Origin of the sequence: Roseovarius spongiae (assembly GCF_003651245.1) — a bacterium.
In the GTDB taxonomy this organism is placed as follows: Bacteria; Pseudomonadota; Alphaproteobacteria; order Rhodobacterales; family Rhodobacteraceae; genus Roseovarius; species Roseovarius spongiae.
Window position 1 is genome coordinate 494960 of sequence record NZ_RAPE01000002.1, and the last position, 25469, is coordinate 520428.

Annotated in this window: 27 protein-coding genes; 14 read left to right on the forward strand and 13 right to left on the reverse strand. The window is 67.7% G+C overall.

The features are described from left to right. Positions 1 to 6 precede the first annotated feature (6 nt). From nuoN to D6850_RS09180, 5 genes are all read left to right on the forward strand, one after another. Positions 7 to 1443, forward strand: coding sequence for an NADH-quinone oxidoreductase subunit NuoN (nuoN, locus tag D6850_RS09160; protein ID WP_206019234.1), 1437 nt, complete (start codon positions 7 to 9; stop codon positions 1441 to 1443). Positions 1444 to 1471: 28 nt separating this feature from the next. Beyond that, positions 1472 to 2233 carry a biotin--[acetyl-CoA-carboxylase] ligase gene (locus tag D6850_RS09165; RefSeq protein ID WP_121166069.1) on the forward strand — a complete coding sequence of 254 codons (762 nt, stop codon included), beginning with the start codon at positions 1472 to 1474 and terminating at the stop codon, positions 2231 to 2233. 16 nt (positions 2234 to 2249) lie between these two features. After that, positions 2250 to 3020: a type III pantothenate kinase gene (locus tag D6850_RS09170; protein WP_121166071.1), complete on the forward strand. Its 771-nt coding sequence runs from the start codon at positions 2250 to 2252 to the stop codon at positions 3018 to 3020. Between the two features lie 6 nt (positions 3021 to 3026). Continuing rightward, positions 3027 to 4694 (forward strand): ribonuclease J, encoded by a 1668-nt coding sequence (locus D6850_RS09175; protein ID WP_121166073.1) that lies wholly within the window; start codon positions 3027 to 3029, stop codon positions 4692 to 4694. A 101-nt stretch (positions 4695 to 4795) separates the two neighbouring features. After that, positions 4796 to 5635, forward strand: coding sequence for a HalD/BesD family halogenase (locus D6850_RS09180; RefSeq protein ID WP_121166075.1), 840 nt, complete (start codon positions 4796 to 4798; stop codon positions 5633 to 5635). Positions 5636 to 5716: 81 nt separating this feature from the next. On the opposite strand, the gene D6850_RS09185 is transcribed toward D6850_RS09180, so the two are convergent. Then, positions 5717 to 7180 carry a DEAD/DEAH box helicase gene (locus tag D6850_RS09185; RefSeq protein ID WP_121166077.1) on the reverse strand — a complete coding sequence of 488 codons (1464 nt, stop codon included), beginning with the start codon at positions 7178 to 7180 and terminating at the stop codon, positions 5717 to 5719. A 204-nt stretch (positions 7181 to 7384) separates the two neighbouring features. After that, entirely contained in the window at positions 7385 to 8338 is a 954-nt protein-coding gene (locus D6850_RS09190) for a glycosyltransferase family 2 protein (RefSeq protein ID WP_121166079.1), read from the reverse strand. Positions 8339 to 8475: 137 nt separating this feature from the next. Between D6850_RS09190 and D6850_RS09195 the strand changes: the two genes are divergently transcribed. From D6850_RS09195 to grxD, 3 genes are read left to right on the forward strand one after another with little or no spacing between them, the layout of a single operon-like run. Continuing rightward, positions 8476 to 8712: a BolA family protein gene (locus D6850_RS09195; RefSeq protein ID WP_121166081.1), complete on the forward strand. Its 237-nt coding sequence runs from the start codon at positions 8476 to 8478 to the stop codon at positions 8710 to 8712. Further along, positions 8712 to 8951 carry a hypothetical protein gene (locus tag D6850_RS09200; protein ID WP_121166083.1) on the forward strand — a complete coding sequence of 80 codons (240 nt, stop codon included), beginning with the start codon at positions 8712 to 8714 and terminating at the stop codon, positions 8949 to 8951. Before D6850_RS09195 ends, D6850_RS09200 begins: the two co-directional genes overlap by 1 nt. After that, the gene (gene grxD / locus D6850_RS09205) at positions 8944 to 9306 is read left to right on the forward strand and encodes a Grx4 family monothiol glutaredoxin (RefSeq protein ID WP_121166891.1); all 363 of its coding nucleotides are present in this window, start codon (positions 8944 to 8946) and stop codon (positions 9304 to 9306) included. Before D6850_RS09200 ends, grxD begins: the two co-directional genes overlap by 8 nt. A gap of 89 nt (positions 9307 to 9395) precedes the next feature. Here the strand turns inward: grxD and D6850_RS09210 are convergent, their stop codons facing one another. The 3 genes from D6850_RS09210 to D6850_RS09220 are packed head-to-tail and all read right to left on the reverse strand — an operon-like array spanning position 9396 to position 11752. After that, positions 9396 to 10454 carry a methyltetrahydrofolate cobalamin methyltransferase gene (locus tag D6850_RS09210; RefSeq protein ID WP_121166085.1) on the reverse strand — a complete coding sequence of 353 codons (1059 nt, stop codon included), beginning with the start codon at positions 10452 to 10454 and terminating at the stop codon, positions 9396 to 9398. Between the two features lie 27 nt (positions 10455 to 10481). After that, positions 10482 to 11414 carry a methylenetetrahydrofolate reductase gene (locus D6850_RS09215; protein WP_121166087.1) on the reverse strand — a complete coding sequence of 311 codons (933 nt, stop codon included), beginning with the start codon at positions 11412 to 11414 and terminating at the stop codon, positions 10482 to 10484. A 26-nt stretch (positions 11415 to 11440) separates the two neighbouring features. Beyond that, positions 11441 to 11752, reverse strand: a complete 312-nt coding sequence (locus D6850_RS09220) for a virulence factor (protein WP_121166089.1) — start codon at positions 11750 to 11752, stop codon at positions 11441 to 11443. A 253-nt stretch (positions 11753 to 12005) separates the two neighbouring features. On the opposite strand from D6850_RS09220, the gene D6850_RS09225 reads away from it, so the two are divergent. Continuing rightward, the gene (locus D6850_RS09225; RefSeq protein WP_121166091.1) at positions 12006 to 13121 is read left to right on the forward strand and encodes a Ppx/GppA phosphatase family protein; all 1116 of its coding nucleotides are present in this window, start codon (positions 12006 to 12008) and stop codon (positions 13119 to 13121) included. After that, on the forward strand, positions 13121 to 13837 hold the full coding sequence (locus D6850_RS09230) for an RlmE family RNA methyltransferase (protein ID WP_121166093.1): 717 nt from the start codon (positions 13121 to 13123) through the stop codon (positions 13835 to 13837). Before D6850_RS09225 ends, D6850_RS09230 begins: the two co-directional genes overlap by 1 nt. Positions 13838 to 13875: 38 nt before the next feature. On the opposite strand, the gene D6850_RS19445 is transcribed toward D6850_RS09230, so the two are convergent. Then, the gene (locus D6850_RS19445) at positions 13876 to 14046 is read right to left on the reverse strand and encodes a hypothetical protein (RefSeq protein ID WP_166434029.1); all 171 of its coding nucleotides are present in this window, start codon (positions 14044 to 14046) and stop codon (positions 13876 to 13878) included. A 265-nt stretch (positions 14047 to 14311) separates the two neighbouring features. Here D6850_RS19445 and D6850_RS09235 point away from each other — a divergent pair, with 265 nt between their 5' ends. The 3 genes from D6850_RS09235 to D6850_RS09245 all read left to right on the forward strand — a co-directional run bounded on the left by D6850_RS09235 (position 14312) and on the right by D6850_RS09245 (position 17050). After that, positions 14312 to 15430, forward strand: a complete 1119-nt coding sequence (locus D6850_RS09235; protein ID WP_121166095.1) for a helix-turn-helix transcriptional regulator — start codon at positions 14312 to 14314, stop codon at positions 15428 to 15430. Positions 15431 to 16135: 705 nt separating this feature from the next. Further along, positions 16136 to 16504 carry a hypothetical protein gene (locus D6850_RS09240; RefSeq protein ID WP_121166097.1) on the forward strand — a complete coding sequence of 123 codons (369 nt, stop codon included), beginning with the start codon at positions 16136 to 16138 and terminating at the stop codon, positions 16502 to 16504. Positions 16505 to 16573: 69 nt separating this feature from the next. Further along, on the forward strand, positions 16574 to 17050 hold the full coding sequence (locus D6850_RS09245) for a copper chaperone PCu(A)C (protein WP_121166099.1): 477 nt from the start codon (positions 16574 to 16576) through the stop codon (positions 17048 to 17050). A gap of 116 nt (positions 17051 to 17166) precedes the next feature. Here the strand turns inward: D6850_RS09245 and D6850_RS09250 are convergent, their stop codons facing one another. From D6850_RS09250 to D6850_RS09260, 3 genes are all read right to left on the reverse strand, one after another. Continuing rightward, entirely contained in the window at positions 17167 to 17517 is a 351-nt protein-coding gene (locus D6850_RS09250) for a hypothetical protein (RefSeq protein ID WP_147438883.1), read from the reverse strand. 193 nt (positions 17518 to 17710) lie between these two features. Further along, positions 17711 to 19336 (reverse strand): GMC family oxidoreductase, encoded by a 1626-nt coding sequence (locus tag D6850_RS09255; RefSeq protein WP_121166103.1) that lies wholly within the window; start codon positions 19334 to 19336, stop codon positions 17711 to 17713. Next, entirely contained in the window at positions 19333 to 20181 is an 849-nt protein-coding gene (locus D6850_RS09260) for a fumarylacetoacetate hydrolase family protein (protein WP_121166105.1), read from the reverse strand. The genes D6850_RS09255 and D6850_RS09260 overlap by 4 nt, the downstream gene beginning before the upstream one ends. A 477-nt stretch (positions 20182 to 20658) precedes the next feature. Between D6850_RS09260 and D6850_RS09265 the strand changes: the two genes are divergently transcribed. After that, on the forward strand, positions 20659 to 21390 hold the full coding sequence (locus tag D6850_RS09265; protein ID WP_121166893.1) for a class I SAM-dependent methyltransferase: 732 nt from the start codon (positions 20659 to 20661) through the stop codon (positions 21388 to 21390). 158 nt (positions 21391 to 21548) lie between these two features. On the opposite strand, the gene D6850_RS09270 is transcribed toward D6850_RS09265, so the two are convergent. Genes D6850_RS09270 through D6850_RS09285 form a run of 4 tightly spaced genes read right to left on the reverse strand, consistent with a single transcriptional unit; the run spans position 21549 to position 25376 of the window. Further along, a complete protein-coding gene (locus D6850_RS09270) occupies positions 21549 to 21794 on the reverse strand; it encodes a MoaD/ThiS family protein (RefSeq protein ID WP_121166107.1) in 246 nt (81 codons plus the stop codon). Positions 21795 to 21797: 3 nt separating this feature from the next. Beyond that, positions 21798 to 24038: a xanthine dehydrogenase family protein molybdopterin-binding subunit gene (locus tag D6850_RS09275; RefSeq protein WP_121166109.1), complete on the reverse strand. Its 2241-nt coding sequence runs from the start codon at positions 24036 to 24038 to the stop codon at positions 21798 to 21800. A gap of 1 nt (position 24039) precedes the next feature. After that, positions 24040 to 24516, reverse strand: a complete 477-nt coding sequence (locus tag D6850_RS09280; protein WP_121166111.1) for a (2Fe-2S)-binding protein — start codon at positions 24514 to 24516, stop codon at positions 24040 to 24042. Next, a complete protein-coding gene (locus tag D6850_RS09285; RefSeq protein ID WP_121166113.1) occupies positions 24516 to 25376 on the reverse strand; it encodes an FAD binding domain-containing protein in 861 nt (286 codons plus the stop codon). Before D6850_RS09285 ends, D6850_RS09280 begins: the two co-directional genes overlap by 1 nt. Between the last annotated feature and the right edge of the window lie 93 nt (positions 25377 to 25469).

Consider the following 25469-nt stretch of genomic DNA (forward strand, 5'->3'; position numbering starts at 1 on the left):
CTTGAGATGATCCAGTCCGACCTGAACATTATCCTGCCCGAGATCGTGATCGCGATCTACGCGATGCTGGCGCTGCTGGGCGCGGTCTATACCGGCAAGGACAAGATGGCCGGCATGCTGGTCTGGCTGACCGCCGCGCTGTTCGTCGCGATGGCGGCCTGGATCGGCTCGACCGGCAGCGGCGAAAACGCCGCCTTCGGCGGGATGTTCATCGACGACGCGTTCTCGCGCTTCGCCAAGATCATGATCCTGCTCGCCGCCGCCGCGATCCTGTTGATGAGCCAGGAATACATGGCCCGGCTGGGCAGCCTTCGCTTCGAGTACCCGGTGCTGATCGCGCTTGGCGCGGTCGGCATGATGACGATGGTGAGCGCGGGCGATCTGATGACGCTCTACATGGGGCTCGAGCTGCAGTCGCTGACGCTCTACATCCTCGCCTCCATGCGCCGGGACAACGTGAAATCGAACGAGGCGGGGCTCAAGTATTTCGTGCTGGGCGCGCTGGCCTCGGGCATCCTGCTCTACGGGGCGTCGCTGACCTATGGCTATGCCGGCACGACGCAGTTCTCGGGCATCATCGCCTCGGCCGAGGGGCAGGCGCCGCTGGGGCTGCTGTTCGGCATGGTGCTGGTGATGATCGGTCTGGCGTTCAAGGTCTCGGCGGTCCCGTTCCACATGTGGACGCCGGATGTCTACGAGGGCGCGCCGACGCCGGTCACGGCCTATTTCGCCACCGCCCCCAAGGTCGCCGCGATGGCGCTTCTGGCGCGCACGCTTTATGACGCCTATGGCGGCGTGGTTGGCGACTGGCAGCAGATCCTCGCCGTTCTGAGCGTGCTGTCGATTTTCCTCGGCTCCATCGCCGCGATCGGGCAGCGCGACATCAAGCGCATGATGGCCTATTCCACGATCGCACATATGGGCTTTGCGCTGATGGGCCTTGCCGGTGGCGGCGCGTTCGGCGTGCAGGCGATGCTGATCTACATGGCGATCTACGTGGCGATGGATATCGGCGCATTCACCTTCATCCTGACGATGCAGCGCGACGGGCAGCCGGTGACCGATATCCGCAGCCTCAACAATTTCTCGAACAGCCACCCGGCGCGCGGGCTGGCGATGCTGATCTTGATGTTCAGCCTTGCCGGCGTGCCGCCGTTTCTCGGGTTCTTCGGCAAGATCTACGTGCTGCGCGCGGCCTATGTCGGAGGGCTCACATGGCTGGCGGTGCTCGGGGTGATCGCGTCGGTGATCGGCGCCTATTACTACCTGCGTATCGTCTACCTGATGTATTTCGGCGAAGAGGGCGAAACGCTCGACCCGCCGCGCTCGCCGGTGCTCTGGAGCATCCTGATGGCCTCGGCCGCGGTGATGGTGATCGGGGTGATCAACCTCTTCGGGATCGAGGGCATCGCGCAGGCGGCGGCGGCGACGCTGATCAAATGAGCGTGGCCGGCCCGGCGGTCGCTGTGGTGTGAGTACTTCCGGAACATCGGAAGACTGGCCGCAGGACCATGACCGCATCCTGCTGGCGCAGGTGGACAGCACCAACGCCGAGGCGGCGCGGCGCGCGCCTGATCTTGCGAGGCCGACCTGGATCATGGCGCAGCGCCAGACCAGGGGGCGCGGACGGCGCGGGCGCGCCTGGAGCGATCCCGAAGGCAACCTCGCCGCGACCCTCGTGCTGCGCCCCGAGGGGCCGCCGGCGCGGGTGGCGTTGCGCTCATTCGTAGCCGCGCTCGCACTGGGGGACGCGCTTGGCGTCGTGACCGGGGGACGGGGCGGCGTGACGCTCAAATGGCCCAACGACGTGCTGCTGAACGGGCGCAAGCTGGCGGGCATCCTGCTCGAGAGCGCGGGCGCGGGCGGGCGGTTGAGCCACCTCGCCATCGGCTTCGGCGTCAACCTGTCCCACGCGCCCGACCAGGTGGAACCGGGCGCGGTTGCGCCCGTGTCACTGCGCGGCGAAACCGGCATCGCCATCGACCCCGAGTCGTTCCTCACCGTGCTGGCCAGTTGCTACGCCGCCCGCGAGGCGCAGTTCGCCGCCGGGGGCTTTGCGCCGATCCGCGCCGCCTGGCTGGCGCGCGCGGCGCGGCTGGGGCAGGAGATTACCGCGCGCACCGGTGCCGCCGAGACGCGTGGGCGGTTCGAGACGGTGGACGAAGACGGCAATCTCGTTCTATCTACCGCCACCGGGCGACGCGCGATCGCCGCCGCGGATGTCTTTTTCTGAAAGCGGGGGCAGGGGGATGCTGCTGGCCATCGACTGCGGGAACACCAATACCGTCTTCGCGATCTGGGACGGGGAAAAGTTCCTCTGCACGCTGCGCACCTCGACCCACCACGCGCGCACGGCGGACGCCTATTTCACCTGGTATTCGACTTTGGTGAAACATTACGGCATCGACGTGGAGATCACCGACGTCATCATCTCCTCGACCGTGCCGCGGGTGGTGTGGAACCTGCGCGTCTTCGCCGACCGTTTCTTCGGCTGCCGCCCGATGGTGGTGGGCAAGCCCGACTGCGCGCTGCCCGCCGAGCCGCGGGTCGATCCGGGCACGACGGTGGGGCCCGACCGGCTCGTCAACGCCGCGGGGGCGCATGACCGGCACGGGGGCGACCTGATCGTGGTGGATTTCGGCACCGCGACCACCTTCGACGTGGTGGCGCAGGACGGCGCCTATGTCGGTGGGGTGATCGCGCCGGGCGTCAATCTCAGCCTCGAGGCGTTGCACGCCGCCGCCGCCGCGCTGCCGCATGTCGATGTCACCGTGCCGGCCAAGGTGATCGGCACCAACACGGTCGCATGCATGCAGTCGGGCGTGTTCTGGGGCTATATCGGCCTCGTGCGCGGGATCTGCGGGCAGATCCGTGACGAATATGCCAGCCCGATGAAGGTGATCGGCACCGGCGGGCTTGCGCCGCTCTTCGCGCAGGGGCACAGGCTCTTTGACGTGATCGAGGACGATCTGACGATGCACGGGCTGACCGTGATCCACGCACACAACAAGAAAGGCTGAGGCCGGATGAGCGACGAGCGAGTGATTTACCTACCGCTGGGCGGAGCGGGCGAGATCGGAATGAACGCCTATGTCTATGGCTATGGCAAGCCGGGCAAGGAGCGGCTGATCCTGGTCGACCTGGGCGTGACCTTTCCGGACATGGACAGCACGCCGGGGGTGGACCTGATCCTGCCGGATATCGCCTGGCTCGAGGCGCGCAAGAACGACCTCGAGGCGATCTTCGTCACCCACGCGCATGAGGATCACGTCGGTGCGGTGGCGCATTACTACGACCGGCTCGGCGCGCCCATCCACGCGCGTCCCTTCACCGCCAACATCGCGCGGCGCAAGATGGCCGAGCATGGCCACCCGGAAAAGGCCGTGCGCACCGCGCCCGTCTGGCCCGAAACCGTGACGGCGGGGCCGTTCACGGTGGGGTTTGCGCCGATTTCGCACTCCATCCCCGAGAGTTCGGGCCTCGTCATCGACACGCCCAAGGGCCGGCTCGTGCATAGCGGCGACTTCAAGATCGACACCTCGCCCGGCGTCGGCGAGCCCTTCGATCACGCGCTCTGGGAAGAGATCGGGAAGCACGGCGTGCTTGCGCTCATGTGCGATTCAACCAATGTTTTCAATGACCATGCGGGGCGCTCTGAATCCACGGTCGGCCCCGAGATCGAAAAGCTGGTCGCTTCGGCCTCGGGCATGGTCGCGGCGACCACGTTCGCCAGCAACGTGGCGCGGGTCAAGACGCTTGCCGAGGCGGGCGAGCGCGCGGGCCGCTCGGTCTGCCTCATGGGGCGCGCGATGCGCCGCATGATCGAAGCGGCGGTCGAGACCGGCGTGCTCCAGAGCTTTCCGGCGACGATCAGCCCCGAGGAGGCCAAGACCGTGCCGCGCGAGCATTTGATGCTGATCGTGACCGGCAGCCAGGGCGAACGCCGCGCGGCGAGCGCGCAGCTGGCCAACGGCAAGTACCAGGGCGTCAGGATGAAGGAGGGCGACCTGTTCCTGTTCTCCTCCAAGACGATCCCCGGCAACGAGCGCGGCGTCATCCGCATCATGAACCAGTTCTCCGAGATGGGCGTCGACGTGGTGGATGACTCGAGCGGGCTCTACCACGTCTCGGGCCACGCCAACCGCCCCGACCTCGAGACGATGCACGACCTTCTCAAGCCAAGGATCGTGGTGCCGATGCACGGCGAGCACCGGCATCTGCGTGAGCATGTGAAAACCTGCAAGCCCAAGAAGATGAAGGGAATCCTGGCCGTCAATGGCATGATGCTGGATCTTTCCGCCAGCACGCCTTCGGTGGTGGAATACGTGGAGACGGGCCGCACCTATCTGGACGGGTCGGTGCAGGTGGGCGCGCTGGACGGGGTGGTGCGCGACCGGGTTCGCCTGGCGCTCAACGGGCATGTGAGTGTGAACGTGATCCTCGACGAAGAGGACGAGATGCTGGGCGATCCGTGGTGCGAAATCAAGGGTCTGGCCGAAGAGGGCGTGAGCCGCGCGCCGCTGGTCGACGTGCTGGAAGAGGATCTCGCCCAGTTCCTGGGCCGGGCCGGAAAGAAGACGCGCGCCGACGATGCGAAGCTCGACGAAGAACTGCGCCGCGTCACCCGCCAGTCGGCCAATTCCGAGGTCGGCAAGAAGCCCGAGGTGACGGTGATAATCTCCCGCATGAGCTGAGGCCGCGCGCCTGAAAACGACCCGCGCGATGTCGCATTCGCGCGGGACGCGTCCACCCGGCGGCTGGTTTCCTGAACCAACGACAGGGGAGGTGCGCCACCATGCCAGACGCCGACAAAATAATCGATCTCAAGGCCTATCCGATCCACACGCCCGGGCCTGCGCGCGATGCGATACTGGCGCGGGTGCGCGCCGATCTGGCCGATGACGGCTGCGCGGTGATCAAGGGATTCCTGACGCAGGAGGGCGTTGCGGCGTTGACGGCGGAAGCGGACAGCGTGGCCGCGCAAGGGCACCGATCCTTCAGTCGCACCAATGCCTATTTCACGCAGGACGACCCCGACCTGCCGGCCAACGACCCGCGCCGGCGGTTCTACGACCGATCGAATGCTTTCATTCCGGCAGACAATTTCGCGCCCGGCGCGCCGCTTCGGTCGGTCTATGATTTCCCCGGTTTCGATGACTTCATCCGCGAGTGCCTTCAGGAAACGGCGTTCTTCCGTTACGCGGACCCGCTGGCGGATGTGATCGTCAACATGGCCGAGGAAGGAAACGGGTTTCCCTGGCATTTCGACACCAATAATTTCACCGTCACGCTGGCGATCCAGAACGCGGAGTCAGGCGGCGCGTTCGAGTATGCGCCGGGCATCCGGGAAGGAGACGAGAATTTTGACGAAGTCTCGCGCGTGCTTGACGGCACGTCCGAGCGGGTCAAGGTGCTGGAACTGGAGCCGGGCGATCTGCAACTGTTCCGCGGTCGCTACTCGTTGCACCGGGTCGCGCCGTTGCGGGGCAAGCGGCGACGCTATGTGGCGATCTTTTCCTATGTGCAGGAACCCGGCATGGTGGGCGCGCCGGAACGCACGATGCAACTTTATGGGCGAACCCTGCCGATCCACCACCAGCGGGCCGGGCAGCGCGGCGATGCGTATATCGACTGACGCACAGCGGCGTCCGCGACCCGAAATGACGCATGCCCGCGCCGATTATGTCTAGACATAATCGGCGGATTGCAGGGACGCTCAGCCGGCGCGGCGGTCCTCTAAGCTCAGCGCGATGAAGCGGGGCATGTGATCGCCCATGCCGACGACCTTGTTGCCGCCGTTCTTGTCGCGATCGGACCCGCGGCCGCGCCCGCCGCGCCCGCTGCGCGATTTCGGCGCGTCGTCCTGCGCGGGGGCGGGGGGCTCCGCCTCGGGCGTGGGCTGGGGGGCCGCCGCCTCTTCCGTCCCTTGCGGGGCGTCATCGGATTTGCGGCGGCTGCGTGAGCGGCGCGGCTTGGCGGGTTTGTCCTCGGCCTCGGCCGGTTTGTCGTCGGCGACCGAGGGCTTGCCGGCGCCGAGCGGGTTGTCGAGGCGCGGGATGTCCTTCTGAATCAGGCGCTCGATATCCTCGAGGTTCTTCTCGTCGCGGGGGACGCAGATCATCATCGCCTTGCCTTCGCGCCCCGCGCGCCCGGTGCGGCCGATGCGGTGGACGTAATCCTCGGCATGGCCGGGGACGTCGAAGTTGAAGACATGGCTGACCGCCGGCACGTCGAGCCCACGCGCGGCCACGTCCGAGGCGACGAGGAAACGCAAGCTGCCCTCGCGGAAGCCGTCGAGCGTGCGGGTGCGCTGGCTCTGGTCGAGGTCGCCGTGGATGGGGGCCGCGTCATAGCCGTATTTCTTCAGCGATTTCGCGACTATATCCACATCGACCTTGCGGTTGCAGAAGACGATGGCGTTGGTGCAGCGATCGCCTTCGGCGTCGATCAGCGCGCGCAGGAGCTTGCGTTTCTCGCTTGCCTCGCGGTCGCGGCGCGAACCCTTGAACATCACAACGCCCTGTTCGATCGTCTCGGACGCGGTCGCCTGGCGGGCGACCTCGATCCGCGCCGGGGCGCTCAGGAAGGTGTTGGTGATGCGCTCGATCTCGGGGGCCATCGTGGCGGAAAAGAACAGCGTTTGCCGGGTGAAGGGCGTGAGGCTGAAGATGCGTTCGATATCGGGGATGAACCCCATGTCGAGCATCCTGTCCGCCTCGTCCACGACCATGATCTCGATGCCGGTCAGAAGCAGCTTGCCGCGCTCGAAATGATCGAGCAGGCGGCCGGGCGTGGCGATCAGCACGTCGACGCCCTTGTCGATCAGCTTGTCCTGTTCCTTGAAGCTCACGCCGCCGATCAGCAGCGCCTTGGTCAGCTTCACATGCCTGGAATATGTGTCGAAATTCTCGGCCACCTGGGCGGCGAGTTCGCGGGTCGGGCAGAGCACGAGGCTGCGCGGCATCCGCGCCCGCGCGCGCCCGCGCGCCAGGCGGGTAATCATCGGGAGAACGAACCCGGCGGTCTTGCCGGTGCCGGTCTGGGCGATGCCCAGCACGTCGCGCCCCTCGAGCGCAGGGGGAATCGCCCCTTCCTGGATCGGCGTAGGGGATTCGTATCCGGCTTCTTCTACGGCTTTGAGAACCTTCGGGGCGAGGTTGAGATCGGTGAATTTTGTCATGTATATCCGTGGTTTACGGACACTTCATGGCCCGCGCGTCTGATCGGGTCAAGGCCGTCGGCAGCCTCGTGATTTTCCACGTGAGAAGACCCGTGACCGCGATCTAGCGCAAAATGACCCGCAGGGCAATGCGACAGCGGGTTTCGCGACGGATGAACCACCGGGAAACGCGCGGATTGTCGCCTTTTCGGCACGGTGCGCCCGTCAGCCGGCGTGATCGGGGAAGTGGCGCGCGCGCTTGGCGTCGAGGTCGAGCGCGGCGCGGTGCAGCAGACCGTTGGCCGCCAGGCGCGCGCGCAAACCGGGCGAGGCGGTGCAAACCTCGTCGTAGAAGGCGCGCAGCGCAGCCTCGCCGCCCTCGCGCTCGATGAGCGAAAACAGCGTGTTCATGGCCGTGCCCTCGGCGCCGCCGCCCCTGAGTCCGGCCCGGTAGGAGCCGTGGCGCAGCCGGTAGCGATAGGCGCGCTGCCAGGTCTGCCAGTCGGGGGCGTGGAAATGCGCCAGAAGGGTGCGGGGCAACTCATGCGCGTTGGGGATCCGCGCGCCGTCGAGAAAGGCGTTGTGGATGCGCAGGCTGAGTCCCTCGATCCCCGTGCGTACGAAGATCTTGCCGGCGACGTGACTGAGAAATCCGCCGTTGAGATGCGCGCCGTAGGTCGGGTAGATCTCGGCCGTCTGCCGGTTGCGCAGCTTCTGGCCGGGCGCGCAGCCCTTGAACCATGTCTGCGCCGGATCGTCGCCGGGCAGGGGGGCCAGCGCCTCGACCGGGCGCATGCGCGCGGTCGGCGCCGCGGCGGGCAGCGCCGCAAGCTGTCGGGCGAGCGGCGCCTCGGGCAGCAGGAATTCGTCCACGTCGATATGGGCGAGCCAGTCCACACCGGGACGGCGGCGATAGGCGCGGGTGGCGTTCATCGTCTGGCGCGCCTGGTGCTTGTCCGGGCGGGGGCGGCGCCGGGCGGCCCAGAACGCGGCGTCGGTCAGCGTCACCCGGCAGCGCGGATGCGCCTCAAGGGCGGCGCGCGCCTGCGGGCAGTCCTCGTCAAGGAAGACGTGCAGGCGGTGCGCGCCGAGATCGAGGTGATGCGCCGCGAAATCAAGGATCGCGCGCGCGTCGGCCCTGATGGTGGCGACGATCCCCCATTTGGGCAGGCCGGTCATGAGGCGGGTTGCGCGTGGATCATGCGCCGGACTTTGGCGGCGCGCGCAGCGGCGCGCAAGCGGGGATTTCAGGGGCGCGCGCCTTGCGCCGGGGGCCGCGGCGCTCTACATCATGGCCCAAGAACGAAGGAGCGGACATGGCCATTCTCGCCAGCGACATAGAAGCATTGATCCGCGAAAGTTTCCCCGATGCGGAGATCACCGTGCAGGGCGACGACGGGGCGCATTTCGCCGCCCATGTGGTCGACGAAAGCTTTCGCGGCAAGAACCGGGTGCAGCAGCAGCGCGCCGTCTACGCCGCGCTCAAGGGCAAGATGGACGGTCCCGCCGGCGAGTTGCACGCGCTGGCGCTGACGACGCGGGCGCCGGAGTGATGAACTGGGGGATCCTCCTGATCCTCGCGCTCATCGCCACGGTGGTCGCGGCGCTGGCCATGCTGGGGCAGCGCAAGTCCCCCGGCAGTCGGGGGAGCGAGCCGGGCAAGGGGGTTCATGTGCTCGAGTCCGACTACCAGTCGGGCGTCGGCGGGGGCCATGTGACGCGCTGGACCGTGCCGCGCGACCCGCAGGAATACGCGAAACACTTTGTGCCAAAGGATGAACGACATGACTGACGCGAAGACCCGGATCGACGAGACCGTGAAGGAAAACGACGTGGTGCTCTACATGAAGGGCACCAAGGAAATGCCGCAATGCGGGTTCTCGAGCCGCGTCGCCGGCGTGCTGAACTTCATGGGAGTCGCGTACGCGGACGTGAACGTGCTGGCGGACGAGGACATCCGGCAGGGGATCAAGGATTACTCCGATTGGCCGACGATCCCGCAGCTTTACGTGAAGGGCGAATTCGTCGGCGGCTGCGACATCATCACCGAGATGACGCTGTCGGGCGAGCTGGACACGCTGCTGGAGCAGAACGGCGTGAGTTTCGACAAGGCGGCGGCGGAGAAGATCCGCGAGGCCAACGCCTGATCCGCCCCGCCGCGCCCGTGGCGGCGGATTATCGGGTGTTTTCGGAACATTGAAAGCCCGGCGGTCTGAGGCCGCCGGGCTTTCGCGTTTCAGCGGCGGCGGCGTCCGCCGGTGCGCCCGGCGCGGCCGCGCCCCTCGTGGCCGGCCTTGGGGGCGACCTTGTTCACGCGGATCCAGTTGGTTCCGTGCGGGTCGTTGTTGGTGAGGAAGTTGGCGGCGTGAATCGCCTCCATCTCCTTGCCCGCGCGGGGTTTGGTGGAGCCGAGACCGAAGAGCCGGCAGAAGGTTTCGTCGTCCATGTCGTCGGGCAGCGTGATCCCGGCCTCGGCGATCTCGGCCTTCTTGGCCTCGATCTCGGAGGGTTTCACCGGCAGGGCGATGGGGTTCATGATCGCGCTGGTCATGCCCGCGCCCATCGCCATCGGCAGGAAGGCGTTGTTGATGCCGTGGCGGTTGGGCAGGCCGAAGCTGATGTTGGACGCGCCGCAGGTGGTGTTGACGCCCAGTTCCTCGCGCAGCTTGCGCACCAGGGTGAAGACCTGCTGACCCGCCGTCGCCATCGCGCCGATCGGCATCACCAGCGGGTCGACCACGATGTCATGCGCGGGGATGCCGAAGTCGGCGGCGCGCCGGACGATCTTCTGCGCGACGGCGAAGCGCACGTCCGGGTCTTCGGAAATGCCGGTGTCGTCGTTGCTGATCGCGACCACGGGGACGTTGTATTTCTTGACCAGCGGCAGCACGTATTCGAGCCGCTCCTCCTCGCCGGTGACGGAGTTTAGGAGCGGGCGGCCATGCGCGGCCTTCAGCCCCGCCTCGAGCGCCGCGGGAACGGAGCTGTCGATGCAGAGCGGCAGATCGACGAGGCCCTGCACCAGTTCGATCATCTGGGTCATCAGGGGCGGTTCGGTTTCGTTCGGGTTGGGGTTGGAGTTGTAGACCACGCCCGCGTTGATATCGAGTACGGTCGCCCCCGCCTCGGCCTGCGCCACGGCGTCGGACTCCACGGTCGAGAAATCCCCGGCCTCGAGTTCGGCGGCGAGCTTCTTGCGGCCGGTGGGGTTGATCCGCTCACCGATGACGCAGAACGGTTCGTCGAATCCGATCACGGCGGTTTTGGTTTTGCTCTCGACGATGGTTCGGGTCATGTGGGGGCCTTTCGGAATTTCCGGTGTTCAGCTTGCGTTGGCGGGTTTGCCCGCCGCGCCGCCGTGTTCGATCGCCCAGGCGGCGTTCGTCTTGATACCGCCGAGCGGGAAGAAATGCACGTTGGTCACGTTGAAGTCGCGATGCGCCGCCTTGTGCGCGGCCAATTCGGTCAGCACCTCGGTCGGCTCGTAGGGCAGCAGGAGCTTGGTCACGTCCATCGCGCGTTTCTGCAGCACTTTGAGCGAGGGGCCGACGCCGCAGGCGATGGCGAACTTGATGAGGGTCTGCAATTTCGCAGGGCCGGCGATGCCGATATGGATCGGCAGGGTGATGCCCGCGTCGCGCAGGGAGTCGGCCCATTTGATGATCGGCCCGGCCTCGAAGGCGAACTGCGTGGCGATCGCCATCTCGGCGTCGGTGCGCATGGAGAATTCCTGCTTCCAGCGCAGCGCCGCGTCGACGTTGAGCCAGCCGCCGTCGGGGTCGATGTCGCGGTTGCCCTCGGGGTGGCCGGCGACGTGCAGGCGCTTGAAGCCGGCGCGGTCGAATTCGCCCGTCTCGAGCATCTGCATGGAGCTGTCGAATTCGCCGTGCGGCGCGCTCACCCCGCCCGCAAGGCAGAGCGCCTGGTCGACGCCCGCCTCGCCCTGGTAGCGGGCGATCCAGTCGGCGAGCGTGGCGCGGTCCTTGATGATGCGCGCGGGGAAATGCGGCATGACCGGATACCCCGCAAGGGCGAGCCGGCGCGCGGTGGCGACCATGTCCTCGATCGGGGTGCCCTCGATATGGGCGATGTAGACGCGCGTGCCGTCGGGCAGCAGGTCGCGGAAATCCTCGACCTTCTCGGCGGTGCGCGGCATGACCTCGATCGAATAGCCCTCGAGCAGCGCCTCGACCTCGGCGTTGACGGGCGGCGGTGCGCCGGGTTGTTCGCGTTTCTTGAAGTTCAGTAATGCCATGGCGGCCTCCAGAATACCCCGTGGGGTCATGCGTCAGGGTCTTCGTTCCAGCCGCCGTTGGCGATCAGGATCTTGATGCGGTCCGTGTCGTATTCCGCGTCGAGACGCGCGGCCTCGGACTCGGCGATGGCATCGGCGTCGTCGCCGGGAACCTGGTAGGGGGCGGCCTTGCGCCACTCGGCGAGGTAGTCGTCGCTGCCCCGCGCGCCGCCCTTCATCGCGGCGCGGTCGATGGCCTGCTCGAAACGCTCGGGCAGCTTGCGCTTGGCGCCGCGGCGTCCTTTTCCGACGATGACCTGCGCGGGCATGTCGCGCCAGTAGACGATGGTGACGTCCATTCCTCGAATCTCCCCTTGCGTCGCCCTTGTCTAGAGCACGTCCCGCCCGACGCAGCGCCCAATTTCGACATAGCGCGCGCGCGAAGCGACCTGCGCCTGCGGCGTTGGTCGGGTATGAGCCTAACCGCGCGCGGGCGCGATGGCCATGCGGGCGGGATTCAGAACTTCTCATGATCAAGATGAATGCGCGCGCGACTTGCGCGCGGGGCCGTGAAGGCATACCTTCGGGGCAACTCGTAATGGAGGGCGTGACATGGCGCCCAGGCGTCCCAACGGTGCGGACGCATTTCCGGACCCGGTAGAGAGCGTCGCGCCGAAACCGGTTCCCCGCGGCCCGCGATACGCGGCGCTCGACCTGGGGACCAACAGCTGCAGGATGCTGATTGCCGAGCCGCGCGGCAATCAGTTCAGAGTCGTGGACAGCTTCAGCAAATCCGTTCAGCTTGGCGCCGGGCTCGAGCGGACGGGGCGGCTGTCGCGCGCCTCGATCGGGCGCACGATCCAGGCGCTGCGGGTGTGCCAGCAGAAGTTGCGGCGGCACAGGATCGCCGGAATGCGGCTGGTCGCGACCGAGGCCTGCCGACGCGCCGAGAACGGCGACAGCTTCATGGCGCGCGTGCAGCGCGAGACGGGGCTGAAATTCGACATCATCACCCCGCTGGAAGAGGCGCAGCTCGCGGTGGTCAGTTGCGCCCCGCTGGTCAGCCGCAAAACCGACCAGTTGCTGGTGGTGGATATCGGCGGCGGCTCGACCGAGCTGGTGTGGATCGACCTGACCGGCATCCCCCCCGAGGAGCGCGTCCGCGCCATCATGCGCCTGCATGGCGGGTTCGAGCCGCAGAACGGCGGCGACGGCCCGCGCGCGCGGGTGGTGGACTGGATCAGCGTGCCGCTTGGCGTGGCGACGCTGCGCGACCAGTTCAGCGACGTGGAGGACGACGCCGCGCGCTTTGCGCTGATGAGCTGGTTCTTCGAGGAGAACCTGGCCGAGTTCGCCCCCTACAAGCGCGAACAGAAGCGCGAGGGTTTCCAGATCGTCGGCACCTCGGGCACCGTCACCACCGTCGCGGCGAGCCACCTGGGCCTGCGCCGCTACGACCGCAACCGGGTGGACGGGCTGCGCATGACCAGCGACGAGATCGACCGCGTGATCCGCACCTACCTCACGCTTGGCCCCGAGGGGCGCCGCCGCGATCCGCGGATCGGGACGGACCGGCAGGCGCTGATCATGCCGGGCGCCGCGATCCTTCAGGCGCTGCTGCGCTGCTGGCCGACCGACCGGCTGTCGGTCGCGGACCGGGGGCTGCGCGAGGGGATGCTCTATGCGCAGATGACGGCGGACGGCGTGTTGACGGAAGGGGACGACTGATGGCGAAGGGGCCGGACGGCAGGAACACCTCGGGGCGCGGGCAACGCGACCTGACGGTCAAGGTCAAGACGGCGCGCGGGCGGCGCGCGTCCTCGACCCGCTGGTTGCAGCGACAGTTGAACGACCCGTACGTCAAGCGCGCCAAGGCCGAGGGCTATCGCGGGCGCGCGGCGTTCAAGATCATGGAGCTTGACGACAGGTTCCGCTTTCTCGTGCCCGGCGCGCGGGTGGTGGACCTTGGCGCGGCGCCGGGCGGCTGGGTGCAGGTGGCCGTGCCGCGGATCAACGCGCTGGGCGAGAAGGGCGGCAAGGCGCAGGGACGCATCATCGGCGTCGACCTTCAGGAAATGGAGCCGATCGCGGGGGCGGAGCTGCACCAGCTCGACTTCATGGAGGAGGGCGCGGACGAGCGCGTCAAGGAATGGCTTGGCGGGAAGGCCGACGTGGTCATGTCGGACATGGCCGCGTCCAGTTCGGGGCACAAGCAGACCGACCATCTGCGCATCATCGCGCTCTGCGAGGCGGCGGCGTATTTCGCCTTCGACGTGCTGGAGGAGGGCGGCGCCTTTGTCTCCAAGGTGCTGGCCGGAGGGGCCGAGGGCGAGTTGCAGAAGCTCCTGAAGCAACGGTTCGAGAAGGTCGCCAACGTGAAGCCGCCCGCCAGCCGGTCCGACAGTTCCGAGAAATTCGTGGTCGCGACGGGGTTTCGCGGCTGATCCGCGCGATCCGCCGTCGATCACCGCCGAAACGCCCGTTACGGGCGCAGCGAACGCAGCGCGTCCTGCATGAATGCCTGCGCGTCGCCGGCGTCGAGCGCGGGCGGGGGACGACGCGCGCCGGTCCGTTCGGCGCGGCGCGATTGGCGGATCAGTTCGAACAGGCGCGCGTGGCGCGGTTCGGGCATCGTCATGGCGCGGCTGTACATGCGGTCCTCATTACAGTGCGGGTGTTGCCGTAGGGTTTATCCTGGCGGTCAAATGCGGCGATTCTCGCGCGCTTATTGTGCAAAACAGGGGCAATGAGAGGCGCGCGGCGGTACGGGCGCATTTTTCTTGAAATGGCGAGGTCGCCGGTTATGGTAAATCGCGCGGGTGGGTCCCGGACGCCATCCCGCGCCGCGCGACGTGGCGGCAAGGTTCGCGATACCCGATTTTCATCGCGAAGGTGTTTGTATAGGAGCCGGAACCCCGGTGGCGCATCCTGCTCTTTCCCCGCGGCTCGCCGAGGCCTTCAATCGCGCGCGGCGCGAGGTGGCGGCGTGGCGGCCGCTATGCGACGCGCTCGCGGCGGAGTTCGACGGGCTGGGGACGGCGCTGTTGCCGATTTCGCGCTCCCGGCGGTTTCCCTCGCTCTGCGCGTCGGCGTCGCTCGGGCCGGCGCTTCGGCAGTACATGACGGAAGGCTGGTGCGAGTGCGACCTGCGCGAGCAGGGGCTGCCGGCGGGGCGCAAGCGGGGCTATGTGCTCGACAGCGATGTCGGGCCGGCGGCGGAACTGGCGCGTGAGCCCTATTACCGCGATCTCGTGCGCCGCCACGGGATCGGCGGGTTCGTCGGGATCCTGTTTCACGTCATGGATGAAGAGTGGATGGCGTCCGTGCAGCTGCCGCTCGGGGTGTCCTCGCCGTCAGCGGCCCGGTTGGAGCGCGTGCCGCTCATCGCCGCGGCGCTGGAGGAGGCCGCGACCGCCATCGCGGCGGAGGTGGACGCGCGCTGGAGCGCGGCCTTCGCGGCGTTCGGCGCGCTCAACAGGGGGGTCGTGCTGCTCGATTCGACCGGACGGATCGTGCGCAAGAGCGCGGTGGCGGAGGCCATGCTGGGGCGCTGCGGGGCGACGGGCGCGGCGTTCGGCTTTCCCGATGACTGCACGGCGGGCCATTTCACGCAGCTTTGCCGCGCGCATCCCGACCGGCCCTTTCGGCCCTTGCCCTACGTGGTTCGCCAGTCCCCGACCCATTCGGTGGTCGCCGTGATCGAGCGCGTGCCCGAGCCGCTGCGCCTGTTCCTGAGCGCCAACGTGCTGGTCGTGACCCTGTCCGAGCACAACCCGGTGGAAGAGGAGATCGCCATGCTGCTGGCGCGCGATTTCGGGCTTCAGCCCTCGGAGGTGCGCGTCGTGCTGGGGCTGTGCCGGGGCGAGATGATCAAGGACATGGCCAGGGCGCTGGGCATCAAGGAGGGCACCGCGCGCCAGCGGCTCAAGACCGTGTTCCAGAAGACCGGCACCAACGCGCAGCACCAGCTTGTCGCGCTGGCGATGGGGCTGGACGGGCGGTTCCCGTCCGCCGGAGGCTTCGTCAACCAAGGTTAACATTTTCCTGACGCGGCGCGCGTTTCCTACCATATGGTAGTTGGCCAATCGTTAAAATTGAGTTTGATTATCCCCGCGTCCGATGGCCCGGAATTTGGCGGCGTCGGTCAGCAGGAGGAGAAGGGCAGAACGACCTTCCGGAAACAAAAATCAGCCGCGGCAAAGCGGCCCGGAACTTGGGGCGTGACCGGTTCGCCGGTCTTGTGAGTATTTGTTGAGTAGTGTGCCACTAGTGGCGTCTCTGGTCGTGTCCGCGCGACTCGGGAGCCAGGCGATCATGGATCGCATTGCGGCAGTCGCCCTGGCGGCTGTCGCGCCCACCCCCGTTAACATCCCCGTTCCATCACTGCATGCGGCCGCGATCACGCGCGCGGCGCGGCATCCGTGTCCGGGCCGGCCCCGGCCCATGTTCGAGTAAGGGAGATTTTTCATGCCCGATGAAGCGCCCGGTTTCAGCATCAATACCGGCAGCGGTGTCGTGGCGGCGGTTCTCATGTCACCGAGATGGCCGACGGCAGGATCGTCGTTCCGGGGTGCATCGGCTCTTCGGCGGTGACGTCGGTCCTGCGGATCAAGGTGGGCGGCCGGCTGCGGGACACCGTGGCCGGCCGTCGCGTTTGAAGAGGGATCGCCGTGACGCCCTGTCGCGCCCGGCGGCGCCGATCGGCGTTGAAGCTGCGGGGGGATGCGCCTATCCTCGCGGCCATGTCGCCCCGCTTCCATTCCGGTCCGATGCGCGTGTTCGCGATCTTCGCGCTTTGCCTTGCCTTCGCGGCGGGCGGGTTCGCGCACCGGGTGACGACGCCGCTGCCCGATGCGGACCTTGCCGCCTATGTCGCGGCGGGAGGCCTGCCGTCCGACCTGTGTGGTGCGGCGGGGGACGCGGAAGGCGCGGCGGCGAGGGGCTGTTCGCTCTGCGTGATGGCGGGGCTTGCGCTGTTGCCGGCGCGTTCGGCCGGGCTGCGCGCGCTCGGGACCGTGTCCGCGCGGCTCGCGGCCCCGCGCCAGCCGACCCTGCGTCGCGCCGCGCGTCGCGACCCGAGCCGCGCCGTGCGCGCGCCACCCCTGGCCTGAGCCTTACCCCTTTTCAAGAAATATCCCCGGCCGGACAGGGTCCGGCCCCGACCCATATGGAGAAACCACATGAAACTGCAATTTGCCGCGGCGCTTGCCGCCTGTGTCCTCGCCGCCCCGCTCAGCGCCCATGAATACACGCTCGGCGACCTGGTGATCGATCATCCCGTGGCGCTCGAGACGCCAAAGACCGCCAAGTCCGGCGCCGGCTATCTGAGCGTAACCAACACGGGCGAGGCGCCCGACCGGCTGCTCGAGGTGCGCGCCGACTTTCCGATGGTGATGCTGCACACGACCGAAGAAAGCGACGGCGTCGCGCGGATGGTTCATCTCGAGGGGATCGACATCCCGGCGGGCGAAACCGTGACGCTGGCCCCGAGCGGCATGCATGTGATGTTCATGGGCCTCGACAATCCCTTCGAGGTTGGCGAGCAAGTCCCCGCCACGCTCGTCTTCGAGGAGGCGGGCGAGGTCGACGTCGTATTCGAAGTCGAGGCGCGCGATGGCGCCGATGGCGGCATGGGCGATCACTCCGGCCATGACTGATCGCGCCTGATCGAAACCGCCCGTCCCCGGCCTGACCCGGAGCGGGCGGTCAACGACGAACGCCCCCCGCCAATGCCTGGCGGGGGGCTGATGGATATGGAACGCCTGGGCTGCGCTTACCGGTCATGGGACTCCGGATGCCGGTTCAGCCGCTCGGAGGGGCGCTGTTCGAAGGCGCTCGCGCGGGAGGCGACGATCTCGGTCGTCAGCGCCTTGTCGACGAGCGCGCGGCTCTGGCTCGGCGTGTGGCCTTCGATGATGATGCGTTTGCCGAGCTTCTGGGCGTGGTCGATGGCGTAGATGGCGTTGGCGTCCATCGAATCGAAGCTGCCTTGGCTGATCCAGCTGGGAACCGGGCTGAGGGGATCCCGGTCCATGGCGCTGGCGGGGGGGATCGCCGCGGCCAGCGAGACGGCGAGCGCGAGTGCGACAATACGGAATGCGGGGGTTCGGGTGGCGTGTGTCACGTCGGATTCCTTTCGGGTTCTGAGGGCCGGCGCAGCCCTGAAGCGCGCGCCGGCCCGTTCCTGGGGGGTGAACAGCGCCGTCTTGCCGGCGCTTGCAGGATTGGATGCGAAAGGGTGCAATAGGTTCCGCGCCGATCACGGCGTCGTGTGCGGCAGGACGTTTGCGCAAGGCCGCGCCTCGCGCGCCGCGTCCTTACCCCGCCGCGCGGGCGAGGATCATCTCCGCGGCCTTCTCCGCGATCATCGTGACCGGCGCGTGGGTGTTGCCCGAGGGAATCGCCGGCATGACCGAGGCGTCGGCGATAGAGATCCCGAAGAGCCCGTTCACCGTAAGCTCGGGCGAGACCACCGCGCCGGGATCGCTGCCCATCCGCGCGGTCGAGACGGGATGAAAGATGGTGGTCGATATCTGCCCCGCCAACCAGGCCAGGTCTTCGTCCGAGGTGAGCGTCGCGCCCGGCATTTCCTCGGTCGGCTGGAAAGGCTGCATCGCCTCGGTCTGCATGAGCGCGCGGGCGTGGCGGATGCTGTCGGCGGCGATCTGGCGGTCGGCCGGCGCGTCGAGGTAGTTGGGCCGGATGCGCGGGGCCGCGGCCGGATCGGGGGCGGCGGCGTGGCAGCTTCCGCGGCTTTCGGGGCGAAGGTTGCAGACCGACACGGTGAGCGCGGGGAAGCTGTGCAGCGGCTCGCCAAAGGCGTCGAGCGAGAGCGGCTGCACGTGGTATTCGATGTTGGGTGTGTCGTGCTCGGGCCCCGAGCGCGAAAAGATGCCAAGCTGGCTTGGCGCCATCGACAGCGGGCCGCGGCGGCGCAGGGCGTATTGCGCGGCGATGCGCAGCTTGCCCAGCGGACTGGCGTAGAGATCGTTGAGCGTGCGCGCGCCGGTGACGCGGAAGATGGTGCGGATCTGGAGGTGATCGGCGAGGTTCTCGCCCACCTCGGGTGCGTCATGGACGACATCGACCCCGAGATCGCGCAGCCGCTCGGGCTGGCCGACGCCCGAGAGTTCCAAGAGCTTGGGCGTGCCGATGGCCCCGGCCGAGATCACCAACTCCGCCTCCGCGCGCGCGTGGCGCAGCGCGCCGTCCTTGCGGAAGGTCACGCCGGTGGCGCGGCGCCCGTCAAAGGTGATGCGCTCGACCTCGGCGCCGGTGACGATGCGCAGGTTGGGCCGCTTGCGCGCCGGGTTCAGGAACGCCTTGCGCGCGTTCCAGCGCAGCCCGTTCTTCTGCGTGACCGAGAAATAGCCGACGCCCTCGTTGTCGCCCCGGTTGAAATCGGTGGTCTCGGGGATGCCGAGTTCAACCGCCGCCTCGGCCACCGCGTCGAGGATCGGCCAGCGCAGGCGCTGTTCCTGCACCAGGAGTTCGCCGTCGCCGCCATGCGCCTCGTCCGCGCCGCCGAAATGCGACTCGGAACGTTTGAAATAGGGCAGCACGTCGTCCCAGCCCCAGCCGGGATTGCCCATCTGCCGCCAGATGTCGTAATCGCGCGCCTGGCCGCGCATGTAGATCATGCCGTTGATCGACGAACACCCGCCCAGCACCTTGCCGCGCGGGTAGCGCAGCGTGCGCCCGTTCAGCCCCGGTTCGGCCTCGGTGTTGTAGCACCAGTCGAGCGCGGGGTTGCCGATGGCGTAGAGATAGCCGACCGGCACATGCACCCAGAGCTTGTTGTCGCTGCCGCCCGCCTCGAGCAGCAGCACGCGCTTGGTGGGATCGGCGCTCAGCCGATTGGCGAGCACGCAGCCCGCCGAGCCGGCGCCGACGATGACGAAATCGTAGGCGCCGAAATCGCGCGGGGGCGCGGGCCCGCTCATGCCGCGTCAACCCGGACGCGGGTTTCCTGCTGGCCGAGGCCGGCCACCTCGAGGCGCATCACGTCGCCGTCGCGCAGCCAGACCTGCGGGCGCATTCCCATGCCGACGCCGGGGGGCGTGCCGGTGGTGACGACATCGCCGGGTTCCAGCGTCATGAAGGCGCTGAGGTAGCTGACGAGTTCCGGGATGCCGAAGATCATCGTGGCCGTGCTGCCGTCCTGGCGGCGGTCGCCGTTCACGTCGCATGTCATGTGCAGGGCGTGCGGGTCGGCGATCTCGTCCGCCGTCACCAGCCACGGCCCCATCGGGGCGAAGCCGTCATGGCTCTTGCCCTTTGTCCACTGGCCCTGCCGTTCGGCCTGCCAGGCGCGTTCGGAGACGTCGTTGACGATGCAGTAGCCCGCGACGTGCTTCATCGCGTCCGCCTCGGACACGCGTTGCGCGCGCGTGCCGACCACGAAGGCGAGCTCGACCTCCCAGTCGGTCTTCTGCGCGGTGGGCGGCAGGATCAGGGCGTCATGCGGGCCGGCGATGGAGGTCGTCGCCTTGAGGAACACGATGGGTTCCGTGGGGATTGGCAGGCCGGATTCCTCGGCGTGATCTGAATAGTTGAGGCCGATGCCGATCAGCTGGCCCACGCGGCCGACGCAAGCGCCGAGGCGGGTATTGTCTGGAACGCGGGGCAGGGTGGCGGGGTCGATGTCCCGCAATTCGTCGAGCGCGGCAGGGGCGAGGGCCGCGCCGTCGATATCGCCGATCACGTCCGCGAGGCAGCGCAGCGTGCCGTCGGGCGCGACCATGCCGGGGCGTTCGGCGCCGCGTTCGCCATGCCTGATGAGTTTCATGCCGCTGTCCCTCCGGTCTGCGCCATATGATGGATTTCGCTTTGGTATCTGGCGAGCATGCCGTTGCGTCGTCCGCTCCTATCCGGGTGTGCCCCATCCGCGCGCCCCAATGCAAGGGGCGCGGCGGGGGGCGCAACCCCTTGCACCTGGTGGAGCACCGTGAACGAGACGCTTTGGGAAGATGAGACTCGTGACGAAAATTCGGGCGCATCGTGGCCTGGATGTCGGCTGTGCGGACGAAGCGGTCGTTCGAGTGGCGGTCAAATTGACTTTTCTTGCATTACGGTCAATACCGCCCGCATGGTTGAGAAGGACATCCACATAGTCGCCCGGTCAGCCGGTATCCCCTTGGCGGGATGCCGGGATGACGATCACGCGACCTGAACACGCCGATTGCCAGCCTCGGCCTCGCCCTTTTGGACGAGGTGTTTTGGTGAGGAAAACTTGCCTCGTCCTCCCTTTTATTTGGAGATGAGCATGGCGCAGAATATCTACGACAACCCCGAATTCTTCACTGGCTACAGCCAGCTTCCCCGGCAGGTGCACGGGCTGGACGGTGCGCCGGAATGGCACGCTATCCGCGCCATGCTGCCGGACGTAGCAGGCAAGCGCGTGGCCGATCTGGGCTGCGGCTTCGGTTGGGCGTCCCGCTGGTTCCGCGAGAACGGTGCGGTCTCGGTTCTGGGGCTCGATCTATCGGAGAACATGATCAACCGGGCACGGGCCGACACAGAAGATGCCGCCATCGCCTATAGCATTGCCGATCTCGACACGCTCGAACTGCCGGAAGCCGCGTTCGATCTGGTTTATAGTGCACTGACCTTCCACTACGTGCAGGATTTTGAGCGGCTGATGCGGGCGATCCACCGCGCGTTGTCGCCCGGCGGAGACCTGGTCTTCACCATAGAACACCCGATCTTCATGGCCGCGGCCCATCCGCATTGGATCAAGGACGAGGACGGTCGCAAGACCTGGCCCGTCAACGGTTATTCGATGGAGGGCGAACGCCGCACCGACTGGTTCGCGGAGGGTGTATTGAAGCATCACCGGACGCTGGCGACCACGGTCAACACCCTGCTCGGCGCGGGCTTCGCGCTGCGCCGGATCGAGGAGTTTGCACCGACCCTGGACCAGATCGCGGTAATGCCGGAGTTGGCCGACGAGGTGGAGCGGCCAATGATGTTGATGGTTTTGGCATACAAGACCTGATCTCGTTGTCCCCCAGTCCTATCGGCCGGGTGACATGCTATCGAATGTCGTGAAAGGCCTCCAAGCGGTCATTGCCGCCAAGGGTCTCGTGATGGGGTCGTCCTCGCCCCGACGCGCAGGGGCGGGGCAGGGGGCGTGCATACTGCGCGCCAAGATGGTCATCCGCCCTTCATGTAGGGCATGAGCACGACCTCGCTGTCGGGGCGGATCTCGGTGAACCACGAATTGCGGTAGACGCGCCCGTCGATGGCGACGGAGACGCCGCGTTCGATCTGCGGTTTCAGGCCCGGGTGGGAGGCTTCGAGCGCGTCCAGCAACTCCTTGAAGTTGCTGGCTTCGACCTCGACCACCTCCTGCCCGTCCGCCTGGTCGCGCAGCGCGCCCCAGAGGGTGACGGCGACCATGAGCTATCCTTTCGACATCATCGCCTTGAGAATCTTGGGCGGCGACATCGGCAGTTCGTGCAGCCGGATGCCCGCCGCGCGACTGACCGCGTTGGAAAGCGCCGCGAGCGGCGGCACGATCGAGGTTTCGCCGACGCCGCGCACGCCGTAGGGGTGGCCGGGATTGGGGATCTCGAGGATCACCGGCTCGATCATCGGCAGGTCCGAGGCGACCGGTATCCGGTAGTCGAGGAAGCCCGCGTTTTGCAGGCGGCCGTCCTCGTCATAGATATATTCCTCGTTCAGCGCCCAACCGATGCCCTGCACCGATCCGCCCTGCATCTGCCCCTCGACATAGTCCGGATGCACCGCCTTGCCCGCGTCCTGGAACACCGTGTAGCGCACGACCTTGGTGGCGCCGGTCTCGGGGTCGACCTCGACATCGGCGAGATGCACGCCGAAACTGACGCCCGCGCCCTCGGCGTTGACCTCGTGATGGCCGGCGATCGGGCCGCCGGTCTCGGAGGCGATGGCGGCGATCTCCTCGATGCTCATGGGGTCGAAGTCGCCGGCGTTCGGGCCTGACGGTTTGGCGTGGCCGTCTTCCCAGACGACCGCCTCCTCGTCGATGCCCCAGATCTTGGCGACGCGCGCGCACATCACCTTGATCGCCGCCCGCGCGGCCTCGATCGTGGCGAGACCGACGGCGAAGGTCACGCGGCTGCCGTCGGTCACGTCGTTATGGCCAAGGCTGTTGGTGTCGGTGATGACGGTGCGCACCTTGTCGTAGGGGATGCCCAGTTCCTCGGCGGCCATCATCGAGATCGACGCGCGCGAGCCGCCGATATCGGGGTTGCCCTCGGTGATGCCGACGGTGCCGTCGTTGTTGAGGTTGAGCGACACGCAGGTGTTGCCGCCGAAGTTGAACCAGAACCCGCAAGAGAGGCCGCGGCCCTGGTTTTCCCCCAGAGGCGCGGTGTAATGCGGGTGCGCCTTCGCCGCCTCGAGCGTGGCGACAAGGCCGATCTGGTCGAAGGTCGGCCCGTAGGACGCCTTGGTCCCGTCGCGCGCGGCGTTCCTGAGACGGATCTCGAGCGGGTCGAGCCCGAATTCCTGGCAAAGCTCGTCCACCACCGATTCGACCGCGTAGATCGACACCGGCGCGCCGGGCGCGCGGTAGGCCGCTTCCTTGGGCCGGTTGGTAAGCGCGTTCCAGCCATACGTGCGCACCGCCTCGAGGTCGTAGGCGGCGAAGGCCGCCTGCGCGCCCATGCTCACCGTCTCGCAGGGAAACGCGCCGCCCTGGTAGCGCAGCGTCGCCTCGCCCGCGGTGATGCGCCCGTCCCTGGTTATGCCGATCTTCACGTCCATCGAGGACGAGATCGTCGGCCCGGTGGCGCAGAAGATTTCCGAGCGGGTCATCACTATCTTGACCGGGCGGCCCGACTTGCGGGAAAGCGCCAGCGCGACGGGTTCGATGAACACGGTCGTCTTGCCGCCGAAGCCGCCGCCGATCTCGGACGCGGTCACGCGCAGCTGGCTGGCCTCCATGCCGAGGATCCCGGCGCAGAGTTCGCGCACGAGATACTGGCCCTGCGTGGTGCACCAGAGTTCGCCGCGCCCGCCGGTCAGCGTGGCGAGGCAGGCGTGGGGTTCGATATAGCCCTGATGCGTCGCCTCGGTCTTGAAGCTGCGCTCCAGCACGAGGTCGGCCTTGGCGAAGCCGGCCTCGAGGTCGCCATGCCCGAACTCGGTATACATCGTCACGTTGGGGCCGCTGCCCTCGGGCACGGTTTCGTCCGCGCGGCCTTCCTGCACGACGGGGGCGTCCGCGGCCATCGCCGCGTCCACGTCGGTGACATGCGGGAGCACCTCGTAATCGACCTCGATCAGTTTCAGCGCGGCCTTGGCCGTCTCCGCGTCCTTGGCCGCGACGGCGGCGACGGCGTGGCCGTGGTAGAGCGCCTTTTCGCGCGCCATGCAGTTGTCCTGGATGTCGCGCAGCGCCGCATCCTCGGGGACGCCGAAATCGGCCGCGGTCACGACCGCCTTCACGCCCGCCAGCGCCTCTGCCCGGGAGGCGTCGATGTTGCGGATGCGCGCATGGGCGTGCGGGCTGCGCAGGATGCGGCCGACCAGCATGCCGGGGACCGAGAAATCCGCGCCGTAGAGCGCGCGGCCGGTGACCTTGTCCACCCCGTCGGGGCGCGCCACGCGGGTGCCCACGACCTTGAAGTCGCGCTTGGTTTTCGCCGGGAAGTTCATGTCACGCCCCTCTCATTTCTGCGGCCGCGCTCTGCACGGCGCGGACGATCTTGTCATAGCCGGTGCAGCGGCAGAGATTGCCCGCCAGCCAGTAACGGATTTCGCTCTCGCTCGGGTCCGGGTTGCGTTCGAGCAGGGTCTGCGCGGCGACGAGGATGCCGGGGGTGCAGATCCCGCATTGCAGCGCGGCCTCGTCGATGAAGATGCGTTGCAGCGCGTGCAGCTTGTCGCCCGTGGCCATGCCCTCGACGGTTCTGAGATCCGCGCCCTCGGCCTCGGCCCCGAGCACGAGGCAGGAGCAGACGATCTCGCCGTTCATCTCGACGGTGCAGGCGCCGCAATCGCCGGTGCCGCAGCCTTCCTTTGCGCCCTTGAGCCCGAGCCGGTCGCGCAGCGAATCGAGCAGCGTCTCGCCCGGCGCGCAGACGAATTCGAGCTCGTCCCCGTTGACGGTGGTGGATACGTGGATGTTCTTCATCATTTCTCTCCGGCGCGTGTCATTGCGATGCGCGCGGCGCGCTTGGCCAGCACGCCCGCGACCTGGGTGCGGAATTCGACCGTTCCGCGCTTGTCGTCGATGGGGGAGGCGGCGTCGCGGCAGGCGGCGGCGAGCGCCTCGGCGGCATCGTCGTCGAGCGTCGTGCCGATGATCGCCCGCGCGGCGTTCTCGACCAGCATGACCTTGGGGCCGACCGCGCCGAGGGTCACGCGCGCGGCCGTGATGGTTCCGTCCTCGCCCAGTTCGAGGCTGACGCCGGCCGAGGCCACCGCGATGTCCATCTCGGTGCGCGGGATGAAGCGCAGGTAGGCGTCCGAAGCGCGCGCAGGGCGGGCCGGCAGGAAGACGGAGGTGACGAATTCGCCCGGCTCAAGTGAAATCTTGCCCGGCCCGGTGGGCACGTCGAAGACGGCGCAATCGCGCGCGCCGTTCGGCCCCGCGATCCGCACGGTCGCGTCGGCGGCGACCATCGCCGGCACGCTGTCGGCGGCGGGGCCGCCGTTGCAGAGGTTGCCCACCATCGTGCAGCGGCCCTGTATCTGGGTCGAGCCGATCAGCTCGCACGCCTCGACCACGCCGGGCCAGAGCGCCTTCACGCCCGCGTGCTGCCCGAGCTTGATGCCCGGCACGGCGGCGCCGACGCGGTAACCGCCGTCTTCCTCGGTGATGTCGTGCATGCCGTCGAGATGCTTGATGTCGACGATCATCTCGGGTTCGATCATGCCGGATTTCAACTGCACCAGCAGGTCGGTACCCCCGGCGAGAATGCGCGCCTTGCCCGCGTTGCGCGACAGGATGTCGGCGGCCTCCTCGATGGATTGAGGTTTGAGATATTGCATGGCTGCGGTTGACCCCCCTTGGCTATGTCCGACCTCTGGTCGGGTGCTATGTCCGACCTCTGGTCGCGTGCTGTCGTTCGACCCTCGGGCCGA

What these genes read in the sequence shown, in the direction of transcription:
- nuoN (WP_206019234.1), top strand. Translation starts at nt 7, where the DNA reads ATGATCCAGTCCGACCTGAACATTATCCTGCCCGAGATCGTGATCGCG.
- D6850_RS09170 (WP_121166071.1), top strand. Translation starts at nt 2,250, where the DNA reads ATGCTGCTGGCCATCGACTGCGGGAACACCAATACCGTCTTCGCGATC.
- D6850_RS09175 (WP_121166073.1), top strand. Translation starts at nt 3,027, where the DNA reads ATGAGCGACGAGCGAGTGATTTACCTACCGCTGGGCGGAGCGGGCGAG.
- D6850_RS09180 (WP_121166075.1), top strand. Translation starts at nt 4,796, where the DNA reads ATGCCAGACGCCGACAAAATAATCGATCTCAAGGCCTATCCGATCCAC.
- D6850_RS09185 (WP_121166077.1), bottom strand. Translation starts at nt 7,180, where the DNA reads ATGACAAAATTCACCGATCTCAACCTCGCCCCGAAGGTTCTCAAAGCC.
- D6850_RS09190 (WP_121166079.1), bottom strand. Translation starts at nt 8,338, where the DNA reads ATGACCGGCCTGCCCAAATGGGGGATCGTCGCCACCATCAGGGCCGAC.
- D6850_RS09195 (WP_121166081.1), top strand. Translation starts at nt 8,476, where the DNA reads ATGGCCATTCTCGCCAGCGACATAGAAGCATTGATCCGCGAAAGTTTC.
- D6850_RS09200 (WP_121166083.1), top strand. Translation starts at nt 8,712, where the DNA reads ATGAACTGGGGGATCCTCCTGATCCTCGCGCTCATCGCCACGGTGGTC.
- grxD (WP_121166891.1), top strand. Translation starts at nt 8,944, where the DNA reads ATGACTGACGCGAAGACCCGGATCGACGAGACCGTGAAGGAAAACGAC.
- D6850_RS09210 (WP_121166085.1), bottom strand. Translation starts at nt 10,454, where the DNA reads ATGACCCGAACCATCGTCGAGAGCAAAACCAAAACCGCCGTGATCGGA.
- D6850_RS09215 (WP_121166087.1), bottom strand. Translation starts at nt 11,414, where the DNA reads ATGGCATTACTGAACTTCAAGAAACGCGAACAACCCGGCGCACCGCCG.
- D6850_RS09220 (WP_121166089.1), bottom strand. Translation starts at nt 11,752, where the DNA reads ATGGACGTCACCATCGTCTACTGGCGCGACATGCCCGCGCAGGTCATC.
- D6850_RS09225 (WP_121166091.1), top strand. Translation starts at nt 12,006, where the DNA reads ATGGCGCCCAGGCGTCCCAACGGTGCGGACGCATTTCCGGACCCGGTA.
- D6850_RS09230 (WP_121166093.1), top strand. Translation starts at nt 13,121, where the DNA reads ATGGCGAAGGGGCCGGACGGCAGGAACACCTCGGGGCGCGGGCAACGC.
- D6850_RS19445 (WP_166434029.1), bottom strand. Translation starts at nt 14,046, where the DNA reads ATGTACAGCCGCGCCATGACGATGCCCGAACCGCGCCACGCGCGCCTG.
- D6850_RS09240 (WP_121166097.1), top strand. Translation starts at nt 16,136, where the DNA reads ATGTCGCCCCGCTTCCATTCCGGTCCGATGCGCGTGTTCGCGATCTTC.
- D6850_RS09245 (WP_121166099.1), top strand. Translation starts at nt 16,574, where the DNA reads ATGAAACTGCAATTTGCCGCGGCGCTTGCCGCCTGTGTCCTCGCCGCC.
- D6850_RS09255 (WP_121166103.1), bottom strand. Translation starts at nt 19,336, where the DNA reads ATGAGCGGGCCCGCGCCCCCGCGCGATTTCGGCGCCTACGATTTCGTC.
- D6850_RS09260 (WP_121166105.1), bottom strand. Translation starts at nt 20,181, where the DNA reads ATGAAACTCATCAGGCATGGCGAACGCGGCGCCGAACGCCCCGGCATG.
- D6850_RS09265 (WP_121166893.1), top strand. Translation starts at nt 20,659, where the DNA reads ATGGCGCAGAATATCTACGACAACCCCGAATTCTTCACTGGCTACAGC.
- D6850_RS09270 (WP_121166107.1), bottom strand. Translation starts at nt 21,794, where the DNA reads ATGGTCGCCGTCACCCTCTGGGGCGCGCTGCGCGACCAGGCGGACGGG.
- D6850_RS09275 (WP_121166109.1), bottom strand. Translation starts at nt 24,038, where the DNA reads ATGAACTTCCCGGCGAAAACCAAGCGCGACTTCAAGGTCGTGGGCACC.
- D6850_RS09280 (WP_121166111.1), bottom strand. Translation starts at nt 24,516, where the DNA reads ATGAAGAACATCCACGTATCCACCACCGTCAACGGGGACGAGCTCGAA.
- D6850_RS09285 (WP_121166113.1), bottom strand. Translation starts at nt 25,376, where the DNA reads ATGCAATATCTCAAACCTCAATCCATCGAGGAGGCCGCCGACATCCTG.